The organism is Lelliottia nimipressuralis, assembly GCF_004402045.1.
In the GTDB taxonomy this organism is placed as follows: Bacteria; Pseudomonadota; Gammaproteobacteria; order Enterobacterales; family Enterobacteriaceae; genus Enterobacter; species Enterobacter chinensis.
Genome location: NZ_SOMG01000015.1, coordinates 93,134 through 108,202 on the forward strand (window position 1 = coordinate 93,134; position 15,069 = coordinate 108,202).

A 15,069-nucleotide genomic window follows, 5' to 3' on the forward strand; every position below is an offset into this window, starting at 1 on the left:
CATTATTCCCGGAAGGCATAAGCAAAGCTGAATTTCGACTTTGCGTAATTTCAGAGACGACCTAACGTAGCGGAGCATAAAACAATCACAATATATTCTTCTCAGGGATCGCTATGACTAAAAAATTGCTGCCGTTACTGGTGCTTGCTGCGCTCTCAGGCGCCGCCCACGCTGCTACTCCGCCCAACACGCTGGTTGTGGCCCAGGGGCTTGATGACATCGTGAGCCTCGACCCGGCTGAAGCCAACGAGCTCTCCAGTATCCAGACCGTGCCGAGCCTGTATCAACGCCTGGTGCAGCCGGACCGCGATAACCCGGAAAAAATCACCCCGATTCTGGCGGAAAGCTGGGAAGCCGACGCGGCAGCAAAAACCCTGACCATCAAACTCAAGCCCGATGCGAAATTTGCCTCCGGCAACCCGCTGCGCCCGGAAGACGTGATCTTCTCCTATACCCGCGCCGTGACGCTGAACAAATCCCCGGCCTTCATCCTCAACGTGCTGGGCTGGGACGCCAGCAACATCGCCAGCCAGCTGAAAAAGGTGGATGACCATACCCTCACGCTTCACTGGACGGCGAACGTTAGCCCGTCGGTGGCGCTGAATATTCTCTCCACGCCGATTGCCTCCATCGTGGATGAAAAGCAGGTCGCGGCGAACGTGAAGGATAACGACTTCGGCAACGCGTGGCTGAAAATGCACTCTGCGGGCAGCGGCGCGTTCAAAATGCGCGTCTATCAGCCGCATCAGGCTATCGTGCTGGAAGCCAACGACTCCGCGCCCGGTGGCGCGCCGAAGCTGAAAAGCATCATTATTAAAAACGTTCCCGATCCGGCCTCGCGCCGCCTGTTGATCCAGCAGGGGGATGCCGACGTGGCGCGCGATCTGGGTGCAGACCAGATTAGCGCCCTGGACGGCAAGCCCGGCGTCAAGGTGCTGAGCATCCCGTCTGCGGAGCAGAATTACCTGGTGTTCAACACCGGCAACAGCGCCAACCCGCTACTGAATAACCCCGCTTTCTGGGAAGCCTCGCGCTGGCTGGTGGATTATGACGGCATCACCAAAAACCTGCTGAAAGGCCAGTATTTTGTCCATCAGAGCTTCCTGCCGGTCGGCCTGCCGGGCGCGCTGGAAGACAATCCGTTTAAATTTGACCCGGCGAAAGCGAAAGCGATCCTCGAGAAAGCGGGCATTAAAGACGCGCACTTCACGCTGGACGTGGAGAACAAAGCACCGTTTATCACCATCGCCCAGTCGATGCAGGCGAGCTTTGCTCAGGGTGGCGTGAAGGTCGATCTGCTGCCTGCCGCCGGGAGCCAGGTATACGCCCGCGTGCGCGCGAAGCAGCATCAGGCGGCGATTCGTCTGTGGATCCCGGACTACTTCGATGCGCACTCCAACGCCAGCGCCTTCGCGTGGAACGACGGTAAATCCAGTACCGTGGCCGGGCTGAACGGCTGGAAAATTCCGGAATTAAACAAAGCCACTCTGGCGGCGGTGGCCGAGCCGGATCCGGCGAAGCGTCTGGATCTGTACAAGAAAATGCAGGAACAGCTGCAGCATAGCTCGCCGTACGTGTTCGTCGATCAGGGCAAAACCCAGATCGTGGTGCGCGATAACGTGAAGGGGTATCAGCAGGGGCTGAACGCGGATATGGTCTGGTACGATCGCGTCACGAAGTAGCCCTTGTTGCCGGGTGGCGCTGCGCTTACCCGGCCTACGTTCCTGGTTTTTGTAGGCCGGGTAAGGCGAAGCCGCCACCCGGCATGAAGAGATTTCCCATGCCACATCTTTCCACGCGCGTGCTCCAGGGTCTGTTGACCCTGCTGCTCACGCTCTTCGGGCTGCTGCTCGTCACGTTTGCGCTTTCGGCGTTTTCTCCGGTCGATCGCGTGCTGCAGATCGTCGGCGATCATGCCAGTCAGTCCACCTACGATCAGGTTCGTCACCAGCTCGGGCTGGATCGGCCCCTGCCCGTGCAGTTCTGGCACTATCTGCAAAACCTTGCTCACGGTGATTTAGGCACCGCCAGCGCCACCGGACAGCCGGTGCTGCAGGATCTGCTGCACGCCTTTCCCGCCACGCTGGAGCTGGCAACCCTGGCCTTAATCATCGGCGCCGTACTCGGCGTGATTGCCGGGGTGCTGTGCGCCCGCTACGCCGGTTCACCGCTCGATTTAGCCCTCCGAACGCTCACCCTGCTCGGCAACTCGGTGCCGATTTTCTGGCTTGGCCTGCTGATGCTGGCCCTGTTCTACGCGAAGCTGCAGTGGAGCGCGGGCCCCGGCAGGCTGGACGACATCTGGCAGTTTACCGTGGAGCCACGCACCGGTTTTGCGCTGATTGATACCTGGCTTTCCGGCGACCGGGAGGCATTTCGCAACGCCATCAGCCACCTGGTGCTGCCGGTGCTGCTGCTGGCCTATTATTCGCTGGCAAGCATTACCCGCCTGACGCGCTCTGCCTGCCTGAGCGAAATGAACAAAGAGTACATCCTGCTCGCCCGCGCCAAGGGTGCCGGGGAGATGACCATTCTGCTGCGCCACGTGCTGCCGAACATTCGCAGCACTTTGCTGACGGTGATTGCGCTGGCCTATACCAGCATGCTGGAGGGGGCGGTATTAACAGAAACTGTCTTCTCGTGGCCGGGCATCGGGCGTTACCTCACTACCGCCCTGTTCGCCGGAGACACCACCGCCATCATGGGCGGCACGCTGCTGATTGGCGTGAGCTTTGTACTGATCAATAACCTTACCGACCTGCTTGTGCGGGCAACCGATCCCAGGGTGCGCTGATGCCGTTTTATATTTTCTTACGCCGCCTGCGCCGCTCCCCTGCCGCCTTTTGCGGATTGATCGCCATCGCGCTGCTGGTGTTTATCGCCGTGTTCGCAACCTGGCTTGCCCCGCTTGACCCAAACTGGCAGGACGCCGCCGCGCGCCTGCAGGCCCCGAACGGCCAGCACTGGCTGGGCACCGACAGCTACGGGCGCGACCTGCTCTCACGCTTAATTTACGGCACCCGCCCGGCGCTCGGGCTGGTCGCTTTGGTTACCGTCATTACCCTGCCCGCCGGGCTGCTGGTGGGGATCCTGTCCGGCTACTACGGCGGCTGGCTGGAGCGCGTCCTGATGCGCTTTACCGACGTGGTGATGTCGATGCCGCGCCTGATCCTCGCGTTCGCGTTTGTGGCGATGCTTGGCCCGGGGCTGGTCAACGGCGCGCTGGCGCTGGCCTTAACCACCTGGCCCGCCTACGCGCGTCAGGCGCGGAGTGAGATTCAGCGCCTGCGCCACAGCGATTACCTGGCCGCCGCCGAGATGATGGGCATTCACGGCCTGCGCCTGCTGGTCGGCCATATTCTGCCCCTGTGTCTACCGTCCGCGATTGTGCGGCTGGCGCTGGATCTGGCAGGCATTATTCTGGCCGCCGCCGGTCTCGGCTTCCTCGGCCTTGGCGCACGTCCGCCGATGGCCGAATGGGGGGCGATGATTGCCGACGGTATGCAGGTGATTTTCGACCAGTGGTGGATTGCCGCCATTCCGGGCGGAGCCATTCTGTTTGCCAGCCTGGCCTTTAACCTTTTAGGCGATGGCCTGCGCGACGTACTGGAGCCACAGCATGACTGAACAACGCGTCATCGTCGATGCGCTGAATATCGACTACCCCGCCGCGCGCGTGGTCAACAACCTGAGCTTCACGTTAAGCAACGAGCGGCTGGCGCTGGTGGGGGAATCCGGCTCGGGCAAGTCGATGTCTGCCCGCGCCCTGATGGGGCTGGTGCGTAAGCCCGGCATCGTGAGCGCGAACCGGCTTAACGTGCTCGGCAACGACCTGCTGACCCTGAGCACCCGCCGCTGGCAGGCGCTGCGCGGCAACGGGATTGCGATGGTCCTGCAGGACCCGCGCTACGCGCTCAATCCCGTGAAAAGCGTTACCGCCCAGCTCGACGAGGCGCTCACGCTGCATCAGCGCCTGCCCCGTTCTGAACGCCTTGAACGCATTCACCAGATTATCCGCGCCGTCGGGCTGAGCGAACAGGTGCTTCAGCGTTACCCCGGCGAGCTCTCGGGCGGCATGGGCCAGCGGGTAATGATTGCGATGGCGCTGATCAACAACCCGCAGGTGCTGATTGCCGACGAACCCACTTCCGCACTGGACGCCCGCCTGCGCAACCAGATCCTCGAGCTGCTGGTGCAGCAGTGCGAAGAACGTCAGATGGCGATGCTGCTCATCAGCCATGACCTGCCGCTGGTGGCGGAACACTGCGACCGCGTGCTGGTGATGTATCAGGGCGAAAAGGTCGATGAGATGGCGGCAAGCCAGCTCCCGCAGGCGACGCATCCGTACACGCGCACCCTGTGGACCTGCCGTCCGAACGCCAGTACCTATGGGCAGATGCTGCCGACGCTTGACCGTTCGCAGCCGTGGAAGGAGGCCGACAATGGCGCTCGTTGAGGTGAATCAGCTCCACGTGAGCTTCGGGGAGAAAACGGCGGTTTCAGCCGCCAGCTTTGCCATTGAAAAAGGGGAAACCTTCAGCCTGATTGGCGAATCCGGCTGCGGGAAATCGACCCTTTTGCGCGTGCTGGCGGGGCTGCAGCGCGAGTGGCGCGGTAGCCTCTCGCTGCTGGGCGATGCGGTACGTCCGGGACAGCGTTTTACCGGCCCGCTGCGCCGCAACGTGCAGATGGTTTTTCAGGATCCGTGGGCCTCGCTGCACCCGAACCACACGATTTCTCGCACGCTGTCTGAACCGTTGAACATCCACGGCGAGACGCAGGTCGCGGAGAAGGTCGCGGATTCGCTGCGGCAGGTGGGGCTTTCCGCCGACGCAGGGAAACGCTACCCGCACCAGCTTTCCGGCGGGCAGCGCCAGCGCGTGGCGATTGCCCGCGCGCTGCTGCTGCGCCCGCAGCTACTCCTGCTGGACGAGCCGACCTCGGCGCTGGATATGTCGGTGCAGGCGGAAATCCTGAACTTGCTCAACCGTCTGAAAGCCGAGCACGGCATGACCTATCTGCTGGTGAGCCACGACGCGGACGTGGTTGCGCACATGTCTGACCGGGCGGCGTTTATGGCGCACGGGGAGATCCAGCAGGTGTTTGACCGGGAGGCGATGTTAAGGGGTGAGCACAGGATGGGGTAAACCGTGTGGCGGCGAGCGCCGCACGGGTTTCGTAGGCCGGGTAAGGCGTAGCCGCCACCCGGCAAACAATCACTTCAGCAGCTTAACCGTGGCATCGATGTCGATCTCATCTTCGGTGAAGATCAGCGTCGTGTTCTGGAAGGTGGTGATCGCCAGCTTCTTCACCGTGCGCATTTCACCCGGCTTTTTGTCGGATTTCGGCTTGATGCTGTTCATCAGCAGCCCAACCGACAGCACCGCGTTCTCTTTGTCGATTTTGGTATCCGCCGGTTCTTCTTCGTTGAACACCACGAAGGATTTGATCGAGCTGAGCTTCACGCGCTCGCCCGCAATATAGAGGTGCTTGCTTTCCGGGATCACCTTCACCGCATAGGCGGAAAGGCCTTTGTTGTTGGTGGTCGGCTCAAAGGTCACCTCGGCATCTTTCTTAATCAGATCGGGGTTCGCGACCTTAATCACATGAAAATAGCGGTTATCGCCGTTTTCATCTTTGATAAATCCAAAGCCTTTATCTTTAAACCACGTTGTGATTGTACCGTTCATCGCTGTTACCGCCTGTCAGATCGTAATGACTAAAGTTTTGCAGCGCGCAGTGTAATGCACAATGGCGGAGGAGACAAAAAAAAGCCCCTGCACGGGGGCAGGGGAAAACTCATGTCAGAGCTTATTAGAATTTAGTTGAACACCATCCCACCATCAATCAACAGCGACTGGCCGGTCATGTAGTCAGAGTCTGGCCCGGCAAGGTATGAAACGCAGGCGGCGACATCTTCCGGTTCTGACAGGCGGCCAAGCGTAATGCGTTTGGCAAAGGTTTCGGTCCCGTAGCCGAGCGGTTGACCCGCCGCCTCGGACACCTGACGGTCGATCTCCGCCCACATCGGCGTTTTCACAATGCCCGGGCAGTAGGCGTTAACGGTGATCCCCAGCGGGGCGAGATCCCGTGCGGCGGTCTGGGTTAAGCCGCGCACCGCGAATTTACTGGAACTGTAGACGGCCAGCTCCGGGTTACCGGTGTGGCCCGCCTGGGAGCAGGCGTTGATGATCTTGCCGCCGTGCCCCTCTTTGCGAAACGCGTCAATCGCGGCCTGAATGCCCCAGATCACCCCTTTCACGTTGATGTTGTAGACCTTGTCGACAATGTCCGGCGTGATGGATTCGATGGGGGTAGACGGTGCAATCCCGGCGTTATTCACGATCACGTTGAAACCGCCCAGCGCGGTGCGCGCCTTTTCCACCGCCGCAAATACCTGCTCGCGGTCAGAGACATCCACCTTCACGGCGACGGCGTTGCCGCCGTTGCGGATGATTTCGTCGGCTACGGCTCTCGCCGTCTCAACGTTATAGTCGGCGATGGCGACGGCAAAGCCATCTTTCACCAGGCGCAGCGCAATCGCTTTACCAATCCCCTGGCCTGAGCCTGTTACGAGAGCAACTTTTTGCATTTCTCTGTCCTTATCGTGAGTCACAAAATCTGGCTGAGATGGAGCTGGCCCATCAGCAGCGGGTTATCGCTGTAGTCGACGGGAATGGCCACCACGGCCGGCCCATCCACATCCATCGCCGCGCGCAGCGTCGGTTCAAGCGCCTCGGCGCTCTCCACGGCAAAGCCTTTCGCGCCGAAGGCGTCGGCATACGCTTTGAAATCGACCGGGCCGAACTCGACGCCGGAAAGACGCTGGTATTTTTTCTCTTCCTGGATTGCCACCATGTTGTAGCCGTTATCCACCCAGATGATGTGCAGCACGTTGGCGTTGAGGCGCACCGCGGTTTCCAGCTCCATGCTTGACTGCAAAAAGCCGCCGTCGCCGGAGACCGACACCACCTTGCGCCCCGGGTTGACCAGCCACGCGCCAATCGCCCACGGCAGCGCGACGCCCATGGTCTGCTGACCGTTGGAGATCATCACCTGACGCGCCCGGAAGCTGTAGAGGTAGCGGGCGATCCAGATGTGGAAGCTGCCCATATCCACGGTGAGCGTCACGTCGTTATTCACGATGTCCTGCATGGCCCGGACGATGCGCAGCGGATGCAGCGCAAACTGGTTGAGCGACGCGCCGCGGCGATCGAGCAGATCGCGCTGATGCTGGCGGTCGACCAGAATCTCTGACGCCCGCTGGCTCAGCTCCAGCTTACGATCGATGCGGTTAGCGAGCAGGTTCAGCGTTTCAGCAATGTCCCCCACCAGCTCCAGATCCGGTACATAGTTACGTTCTTCATAGGCCGGCAGCACATCAATGTGCACCAGCGTGGCGTCGCCGCTGTTCCACATGGACGGCTCGTACTCCACCGGGCTGTAGCCGATGCAGATAATCAGGTCTGCCAGATGGAGCAGACGATCGCCTGCCTGGTTATTAAAGAGGCCGACGCGTCCGGCAAAACGGGTGAAGTGCTCCTGGTTCACCGCCCCGGCGGCCTGATAGGTGCTGGTGACCGGAATACGGCTTTTCTCCAGCAGCTTGCGCAGCGCGGCGCTGTTGGCCGGCTGGCTCGCCATCAGCCCCAGCAGGATGACCGGGTTTTTGGCCTTTTCGATAAGCTTCGCTACGTCGTTAATGGCGGATTCCGGCGCCGGGCCCATCAGAGCCGGACCGCTGGCGGGTAAAATCGCTCCCGTGGCGGGCTGGTCGACAATATCCTGCGGCAGGCTGACGAACGCGCCCCCCGGCCTGCCGTGCTCGGCGGCGCGAAAAGCGTTCGATACCACTTCGGCAATCGCATCAGGTGAACTGACTTCTACAGAGTATTTGGTGACCGGGCTGAACATGGCGACGGTGTCCATGCTCTGATGCACCAGCTTGGCTTTATCCGCGCGCTTCACCGCCCCGCCCAGCGCCACAACCGGGTCGCCTTCGCTGTTGGCGGTGGCGATGCCGGTGATCAGGTTCGAACAGCCCGGCCCGGAGGTGACCAACGCTACCCCGGCCTTGCCGGTCAGCCGCCCTACCGCTGCCGCCATAAACGCCGCGTTGGCCTCGTGGCGCACCGGGATGATCTCGATGGATGAGTCCAGCAGGGAGTCAAAGACCTTGTCGATTTTCGCCCCCGGGATCCCGAACACCTGCTTCACGCCCTGCGCTTCCAGCTGGCCGACAACCATATCGGCGCCGTGCGCCCACTGACGTGACTGTTTCTCACTGTTCACGGTAGTTCTCCTGTTAGTTTTCGACGGAACGGATCGCTGCATCAAGATTGCTGGGGTGAAGGTCGGCCTGTAAAAACGCGCTGTCGGCGGGCAGGTCAATCATTAGCTTGTGAATTTCACCGAAGGTGAGCACGCCGCTCTCCAGCTGGTAGTCGAGCAGATGGCCCCCGCCCTGACGATCGTCGGTGATGAAGTGCTCGTGATAGCCCGCCACGTTAATGCCCTGCATATGCTGCGGCGTGCGGAACCCGACCAGCACACCCTCGCGCTGGTTGAAGCGGAACACCGGCTGGTCGTCCAGCACGTCGGTCATCGCGCGGTACGGCGGCGTCTGGCGCGGTACGGTGCGGGTATGGGCGTGGCGGAAGTTGCCGTCGATGCGCAGCGCGCAGAACAGGTTATCAGAGGGGATTTGCTGGTCGATCGCGTCGTGGATCTGCTGACGGCTGACCGGCGCATTGAAGGTGATACGATACTGCGGCTGAAACCAGGTCATTACCGCGAACGGCGTTTTCTGCTCTGGCTTCGCGGCCCGGGCGCTGCCGTCGGCGCGCAGCTGGTACACTTTGCTGCTGAAGGCAATCATTTCACCGTCCAGCTCGTTGAAGGTGCCCAGACCAAAATCACCGTGTGCCAGCAGATCGGCGATGGTGGTCTCCCCCTCGTACACGCCGCTTAGCAGGGCGCTCATTAGCGATGTCTGATAGATCACGCTGTCAGGATGCTGGGCGGAGAACCCGCGCAGGGTCTCGCACAAACTGGCCTCACAGTCGCAGGCAGATGAATGCATCATCACGCTCGTCCTCTTCAACTTTATTTAGAAAGGTTAAATAAATGTTGACCCGATTCAGCAGAGAGTTCCAATATAGAATCCATGGTGGTTTGAGACGTTTTAGATATGGAACTTCGTTATCTGCGGTATTTTGTCGCGGTTGCACGCGAGCGACACTTCACCAGGGCGGCCGAAGCGCTGGGTATTTCACAGCCTCCTCTGAGTCAGCAGATCAAACGGCTCGAAGAGGAAGTGGGCACGCCGCTGTTCAGACGCCTGACGCGGGGCGTGGAGTTGACCGAAGCGGGAGAAGCCTTCTACGAGGACGCCTGTAAGATCCTGGCGCTGAGCGACGCCGCGCTGGAGAAAGCCCGGGGCATTGCGCGCGGGCTGAACGGTAATCTGTCGATTGGGATTACCAGCTCCGACGCTTTTCATCCCAAAATTTTCGCGCTGATCCGTCAGTTTCAGATGCAGAACATGGCGGTGCAGGTTCACCAGGTGGAAGCCAATATGTCTTCGCTGACGACAAAGCTGGCGGAGGGTGAACTGGATATCGCCTTCGTGCGCCTGCCGTGCGAAAGCAGCAAGGCGTTCGAGTTAAAAATCCTTGATCGGGAGCCTATGGTGGTGGCACTGCATCGCGACCATCCGCTGGCGGCATCCGGCGATCTGGCGCTGGAACAGCTCCGGAATACGCCGGTGGTGCTGTTCCCGCAGGAGGTCGCGCCGGGGCTGTATGACCGGGTTCACGGCTGCTGCGAACGGGCCGGGATTGACGTGCAGCACGCGCTGCAGTCATCACAGCTTTCGTCTTCCCTGAGCATGGTTTCCGCGGGCGGCGGGTTTGCGCTGGTACCGAAATCGATGGCGGCCATTTCTCCGCCGAATGTCACCTATCACGCGCTGAGCTCACCGGAGCTTTATACCGATATCGCGCTCTGCTGGCGGCGTTTTGAACGCTCGCGGACGGTGAAGCGGTTTCTGGCGATGATGAGCGAGGGGTAGCGCCGGTTTGGTTGGTGGTTTTTGTAGGCCGGGTAAGGCGCAGCCGCCACCCGGCAACATAGCCGCAGGCGTCAAATCCAGACATCGTTCTCTGCGGTGCGCTCCCCGCCTTCATGCCCGGTATTCAAGACCCCGCAAGGTTCTATCATCATCATTTTTACGGTCTTCTTAGCAGAGGTTTTGTGCTCAATGCCTTTTGGCACTACGTACATTTCCCCCGGATTGACGAGCACATGCCCGTCACGAAAATCGATACGCAACACGCCCTCGACAACGATGAATGCTTCGTCAGTTTCAGGGTGCGCGTGCCATATAAAATCCCCCTCGATTTTCACAATCTTAAACTGGTAGTCATTCATCTGGGCGATGACTTTCGGCTGCCAGTGCGCGTCGAAGAGGGAAAATTTATTTTCTAAATTAACAGCTTGATACATGGTGACACTCCCTACGGTTGAGAAGTGTTCAGAATAGAGTGAGGCCGCTGCGCCAATCTTGAACGATCGTGCAGCTCAGGCACGGCTGTTTTGGATAAATTTCTGCCAGCGCCCCGGAGAGATCCCCAGCGTTTTTATAAACTGGCGCGTCATATGACTTTGGTCGGAAAACCCTGCCTCCACGGCCACTTCTGCAAGAGAGAGGCCTTTCTCAATTAAACGTCGGCAATATTCCAGACGGCGCATTGTCACATAGCGATAGGGGCTTGTGCCGTAAAGTGCGCGAAAATCCCGGCTCAGGCTCCAGCGGTCCCTGCCGCTGACGGCCGATAACGTATCCAGCGTAATGTTCTGGCAGAATTCTGTTTGTATATACTCGCGCGCTCTCTCTGCGGAGGGATAATCGAATACGCATCGGCGAAAACGTTGCCCTCCCACAATGGCCAGAGTGTTAGCCAGATCGTAGAGCGCATCCTCTTCTTCCAGCGTATCAACAGACTCTTCCGGTGCTCTCAGTAGTGATTCCGTCGCCGCGAAAAGCCGGGGATCGGATGAGATCCCGCCGGGAATAAACGGCAGCGGTTTTCCGCCCAGGATTTTCTGAATGTCTGCAGGATCGACATACAGCATCCGATACTGAAACCCTTCCGTCGTCCCCGCTTCCCCGTCATGCACTTCGTCCGGGTGCAGAACCATCGTCCCGCCCGGCAGGCTGTGTTGTTGACTGCCCCGATAGTGAAAGCTCTGCACCCCGGACAAGGTTCTGCCTATGGCGTAGGTGTCATGACGATGCGGCTCATAGCCATGTCCGCTGAAATACGCCTCAATGCGCTCTATTTTTCCGGGTTGTTGCGCCAGTCTGACCCAGTCTTTGTTGGCTTTTGCATTCGACATATATGACACCTGATGCCCTTTGAGGGTGAAACAACACCTTAAACGCATCGGGTGCAGTTTGGAAAGTCGTTGTTGGCAACGCGGCTAACGCGGGGGGCGGGCCCGGGATACCGCTGAAGGTAAGGCGTTATAAACGGGACGACTCCGTCCTAACACCCGCCAGACCATGAACGCACAAAGCACAGTGATTGCGGCGAGGAGACGAAATAACCATACATAGGCCGAGTCAAAACTTTCTCTGAGCAACTGATGTGAAAGACCCGGCAAGAGGGCGGCGGCCCGTTCAGTATTTCCACTTCCCAGCCATGAAGCGGCACCATCAATACTCTCTGGCGCATAACCGGAGAGGTTTTCTCTGAGATTGAGCGCGTTCATTTCCACTAAAAATGCTGACACCATTGCAAGCGCAATGCCCTCCCCCGCAACACGAACAGTATTAAATAGACCTGCCGCCATACCGGCTTTTTCGACGGGTACGGAGGAAATGGCCAGGCCATCCATTAGCCCCCAGGGAAGTGCGGCGCCTGCACCAGTCAGCACCAGAGAAAACAGAAGCAGAATGCTGCTGGTGCTCTGTAAAGCCTGCCCGAGAATGAGCAACCCGGCTGCGGATAACATCAGTCCTGCGGCTGAAACAGAGCCCGGATTAAACCACCGGGTCAGTAAGGCAGAGAGCGAGGGAACGATCAGCATCGGTGTCGTCAGCGCCATGAGATAAAACGCGCTCTGGGTCTCGCTCAGGCCGTCACCGCCCATAAAGCGCAGCGGGAGGATAATCAGCAGCACAACATAGCAATAGCAGGTTGCTATCGGCAGTAACAGGACGCCAGCAAAACGCGGGGCACGTACAAGAGATAAGTCGAATACGGGATTTTCGACGTTCAGGCAGCGCACCATAAACGCGATGAAAAGCAGTAAAGCGGTAGCAAACAGAGCCAGGCCGGGAAGGGATAAGCATCCCCAGACAGGCACCAGCATTATCCCCGCAGTAAACAGAACCAGTGCGGCTGTAAACAGCGTTAAGCCTGCGTAATCCACCACTCGATGTGCGCTTTTTTCCGACACGGGAATGAACAATGTGCCCGTCAGCATGACCGTTCCTGAGATCAGCGCCATCAAGGCATACACCCACCGCCAGCCCAGAGCATCTGTAATAAACCCAATCACCAGAGGGCCGAAGGCTAATCCTGCACCAAACATCGTTCCCAGAATGCTGAATGCCCGGGTTCGGGCAGCGCCCTCATAGAGCTGAGCCAGTGCAGCACTGCCGCCCGCTAAAGTCATCGCTGCAGCGATACCCTGTAGTGACCGGAGCACGCCGATTAAGAAGATATTATCGGCTACGGAAATGAGCGAACTGCTAAGAGCAAAGATAAATAACCCGAGGATGAATACACGTTTTCTGCCTGCTGCATCTGCCATTACGCCTGCTGACAGCAGAAAGCTACCGAACGTCAGCATGAATCCATTCGTCAGCCATGAGAGTGCGGCAGCGGAACCGCCCAGTGCATGGCTGATTGCCGGGGTGGTCACCACGCCACCGGTAAAACTGACCGGCAGCAGTATGGCCGCCAGAAAAATGGAGGCGGCGGCCGGGCTTCCGGCAAGCCGGAGAAATGAAGTTATGAAAGAGCGCATCTGGTTACCCTGGTTCGCGTGAAATTCGTGAGCCATGTTATTGCGGACAATTACTAAGATAAATAGACTGAAAATACCGACTGAATAGAGATAAAGTTCATAATCAATGGATAGTTTGACTTCCCTCACCTCGTTTGTAAGGACTGCGGAGACGCTGAGCTTTGTTCAGGCAGCGAGGATACTTGGTATTTCAGCGTCAGCCGTTGGCAAAAATGTCGCCAGGCTTGAACAAAAACTGGGCGTAAGGCTTTTCAATCGCAGCACCCGGAGCGTCAGCCTGACGGCAGAGGGGGCGGTATTACTGGTTCGCTGCCAGCAGATCCTTGAACAGCTGCAGGACGCAGAGGCAGAGCTGACCAGCCATATTGCCCAGCCCTCTGGTAAACTCAGGATTTCTCTTCCGGTAACAGGCTATCGATTACTGCTTCCTCTTCTTCCATCGTTCACCCGCCGCTACCCGGATATAGAGCTGGAACTGGACTTCAGTGACCGGCTGGTCAACATCATTGATGAAGGGTTCGACGTGGCGATACGCAGCGGTGAAATTGCGGACTCCAGGCTCACATTGAAGAAGCTCGGCTGCTTCCGGTTTGTTCTCTGCGCCAGCCCCGCTTATCTGCTGGAGTATGGTTCGCCGCTGTCCCCGCAGGATTTAAACAACCATAAGTGCATTCTCTACCGCTTTCCCTCAACAGGATTACTCCAGCCCTGGGAGCTGCAGGGTGTGGATGGGATAAGTGGCTTCACGCCGGTTTCTGTTTTAACCGCCAACAATATTGAAGCCGTGATCCGCATGAGCACTGCGGGCATGGGTATCAGTTACGTCCCGGATTTTGTCGTCCGTGAAGCGCTGGAGAAGGGAGAGTTAAGAGAAGTTTTACCGGGTTCGTGTATCCGGCAAGGGCAGTTTTCTGCACTGTGGGCAACCAGACGCCACCTTTCGCCAAGAATTCGCTGTTTTATTGATTTCGTGTCTGAGAACGGGCTCTTAAAGCCGTAAAGGTTTTATTGATGCGCGCTTCGGCACTACTTTTTCCTGGTAATTGTCTGCGGCAAGCCATCTGTTACTCTGGCTGGGCTCAAAGGATGACAAGGAAGAGAGAGATGCTGAACCCCGGATTTGTGACCCGCAAAGCGCTTGCTAGCTGGCAGGATATTCCCGCTTTTTTACCCCAGTTCCAGTTCCATGAAAAACACCGAGCGGTCATTCGCACTACCCGCGCTGAAAATATTCTGCCGTTGATTGCAAAATTTGACGTCCAGCAAGACCCCGTGATTCGGCGGTTAATGTCTTTGCGGAAATTTCCGCAGAAATTTCTGCGCAATCAGCAGGCTAACGCGATAGACAACTTTGGGTTGCACAGCTTTACGCTTTTGAAAAGCTCAGCATCTGAGCTCTGCTATGGCTTAAGAGGACAATTCTGGCGTGCAGGCTTCGGTCTGGAAAACGTGCCGGATGCCAGTGCTTTTCAGGCGCCAGCCGCGCCGGGCAGCGCGAAACTGTTGCTTCGCTATCGGGTAACAGAACTGGCGCCAGGTCAACATGAACTCTGTACGGAAACCTTTATCCATTGTCCGGACAAAAGCACTCGGCTAAAAATGACAGCTTACTGGCTGGCAATACGGGCAGGCAGCGGCTGGATCCGTAAAAGGACCCTTGAGGCTGTTAAAGCGAATATTGAAAGCCAGGTGTGAGTTACACCTGTGACATGTCCTGAAAGGATCCACGCGGGGATATTTTCCTGAACGTATGAGGGTTAAACACTAGAGGTTTTGATGAATAAGCATGCTATTGCCTGTTTGCTCTTACTCAGCGCATTTGCTGTAAACGCTGCCGATGGCGGTAACGGTGGTGATGGAGGAAATGGCTCTGATGGCGGTAACGGTTCCGATGGTACCGCCTCAGCGCCGGGCCGTGCGGGTTGTCCGGGCGGAACAGACCCGGACCCGTCGGGAAAATTTTATCTTCCCGGAACAAAACAGCAATGCAATCCGGGGAAGCAGGATGCAGTGAAAAGCGCCAGGCAATGA

The 15,069-nt window shown here is 58.4% G+C and carries 16 protein-coding genes; 9 read left to right on the forward strand and 7 right to left on the reverse strand.

The genetic code is table 11. The features are described from left to right. Positions 1 to 113 precede the first annotated feature (113 nt). The 5 genes from E3U32_RS09020 (at position 114) to E3U32_RS09040 (ending at position 5,147) form a co-directional block, all read left to right on the forward strand. Positions 114 to 1,682 carry an ABC transporter substrate-binding protein gene (locus E3U32_RS09020; RefSeq protein ID WP_134348502.1) on the forward strand — a complete coding sequence of 523 codons (1,569 nt, stop codon included), beginning with the start codon at positions 114 to 116 and terminating at the stop codon, positions 1,680 to 1,682. A 98-nt stretch (positions 1,683 to 1,780) separates the two neighbouring features. After that, positions 1,781 to 2,794: an ABC transporter permease gene (locus tag E3U32_RS09025; RefSeq protein ID WP_134348503.1), complete on the forward strand. Its 1,014-nt coding sequence runs from the start codon at positions 1,781 to 1,783 to the stop codon at positions 2,792 to 2,794. Next, positions 2,794 to 3,627: an ABC transporter permease gene (locus E3U32_RS09030; protein ID WP_134348504.1), complete on the forward strand. Its 834-nt coding sequence runs from the start codon at positions 2,794 to 2,796 to the stop codon at positions 3,625 to 3,627. Before E3U32_RS09025 ends, E3U32_RS09030 begins: the two co-directional genes overlap by 1 nt. Then, positions 3,620 to 4,456 carry an ABC transporter ATP-binding protein gene (locus tag E3U32_RS09035; RefSeq protein WP_134348505.1) on the forward strand — a complete coding sequence of 279 codons (837 nt, stop codon included), beginning with the start codon at positions 3,620 to 3,622 and terminating at the stop codon, positions 4,454 to 4,456. The genes E3U32_RS09030 and E3U32_RS09035 overlap by 8 nt, the downstream gene beginning before the upstream one ends. Further along, the gene (locus E3U32_RS09040) at positions 4,443 to 5,147 is read left to right on the forward strand and encodes an ABC transporter ATP-binding protein (protein ID WP_134348506.1); all 705 of its coding nucleotides are present in this window, start codon (positions 4,443 to 4,445) and stop codon (positions 5,145 to 5,147) included. The genes E3U32_RS09035 and E3U32_RS09040 overlap by 14 nt, the downstream gene beginning before the upstream one ends. Before the next feature lie 69 nt (positions 5,148 to 5,216). Here E3U32_RS09040 and E3U32_RS09045 read toward each other — a convergent pair whose 3' ends face one another. From E3U32_RS09045 to budA, 4 genes are all read right to left on the reverse strand, one after another. Further along, on the reverse strand, positions 5,217 to 5,690 hold the full coding sequence (locus E3U32_RS09045; RefSeq protein ID WP_134348507.1) for a cold-shock protein: 474 nt from the start codon (positions 5,688 to 5,690) through the stop codon (positions 5,217 to 5,219). A gap of 131 nt (positions 5,691 to 5,821) precedes the next feature. Further along, on the reverse strand, positions 5,822 to 6,592 hold the full coding sequence (locus E3U32_RS09050) for a (S)-acetoin forming diacetyl reductase (protein WP_134348508.1): 771 nt from the start codon (positions 6,590 to 6,592) through the stop codon (positions 5,822 to 5,824). Between the two features lie 20 nt (positions 6,593 to 6,612). Then, complete coding sequence (gene alsS / locus E3U32_RS09055; protein ID WP_134348509.1) at positions 6,613 to 8,292, reverse strand: acetolactate synthase AlsS; 1,680 nt, start codon at positions 8,290 to 8,292, stop codon at positions 6,613 to 6,615. 13 nt (positions 8,293 to 8,305) lie between these two features. Beyond that, positions 8,306 to 9,085: an acetolactate decarboxylase gene (gene budA, locus E3U32_RS09060; protein WP_134348510.1), complete on the reverse strand. Its 780-nt coding sequence runs from the start codon at positions 9,083 to 9,085 to the stop codon at positions 8,306 to 8,308. 105 nt (positions 9,086 to 9,190) lie between these two features. Between budA and E3U32_RS09065 the strand changes: the two genes are divergently transcribed. Continuing rightward, positions 9,191 to 10,072 carry a LysR family transcriptional regulator gene (locus E3U32_RS09065; protein ID WP_134348511.1) on the forward strand — a complete coding sequence of 294 codons (882 nt, stop codon included), beginning with the start codon at positions 9,191 to 9,193 and terminating at the stop codon, positions 10,070 to 10,072. A gap of 71 nt (positions 10,073 to 10,143) precedes the next feature. Here the strand turns inward: E3U32_RS09065 and E3U32_RS09070 are convergent, their stop codons facing one another. From E3U32_RS09070 to E3U32_RS09080, 3 genes are all read right to left on the reverse strand, one after another. Then, positions 10,144 to 10,506, reverse strand: a complete 363-nt coding sequence (locus E3U32_RS09070) for a cupin domain-containing protein (RefSeq protein WP_134348512.1) — start codon at positions 10,504 to 10,506, stop codon at positions 10,144 to 10,146. Positions 10,507 to 10,581: 75 nt separating this feature from the next. After that, the gene (locus tag E3U32_RS09075; protein ID WP_166790920.1) at positions 10,582 to 11,400 is read right to left on the reverse strand and encodes an AraC family transcriptional regulator; all 819 of its coding nucleotides are present in this window, start codon (positions 11,398 to 11,400) and stop codon (positions 10,582 to 10,584) included. A gap of 84 nt (positions 11,401 to 11,484) precedes the next feature. After that, positions 11,485 to 13,038 (reverse strand): MFS transporter, encoded by a 1,554-nt coding sequence (locus E3U32_RS09080; protein WP_134348661.1) that lies wholly within the window; start codon positions 13,036 to 13,038, stop codon positions 11,485 to 11,487. 106 nt (positions 13,039 to 13,144) lie between these two features. On the opposite strand from E3U32_RS09080, the gene E3U32_RS09085 reads away from it, so the two are divergent. The 3 genes from E3U32_RS09085 to E3U32_RS09095 all read left to right on the forward strand — a co-directional run bounded on the left by E3U32_RS09085 (position 13,145) and on the right by E3U32_RS09095 (position 15,069). After that, a complete protein-coding gene (locus E3U32_RS09085) occupies positions 13,145 to 14,038 on the forward strand; it encodes a LysR substrate-binding domain-containing protein (protein WP_134348514.1) in 894 nt (297 codons plus the stop codon). Positions 14,039 to 14,142: 104 nt separating this feature from the next. Beyond that, positions 14,143 to 14,733, forward strand: coding sequence for a hypothetical protein (locus tag E3U32_RS09090; protein WP_134348515.1), 591 nt, complete (start codon positions 14,143 to 14,145; stop codon positions 14,731 to 14,733). 81 nt (positions 14,734 to 14,814) lie between these two features. Next, positions 14,815 to 15,069, forward strand: a complete 255-nt coding sequence (locus tag E3U32_RS09095) for a hypothetical protein (protein ID WP_134348516.1) — start codon at positions 14,815 to 14,817, stop codon at positions 15,067 to 15,069.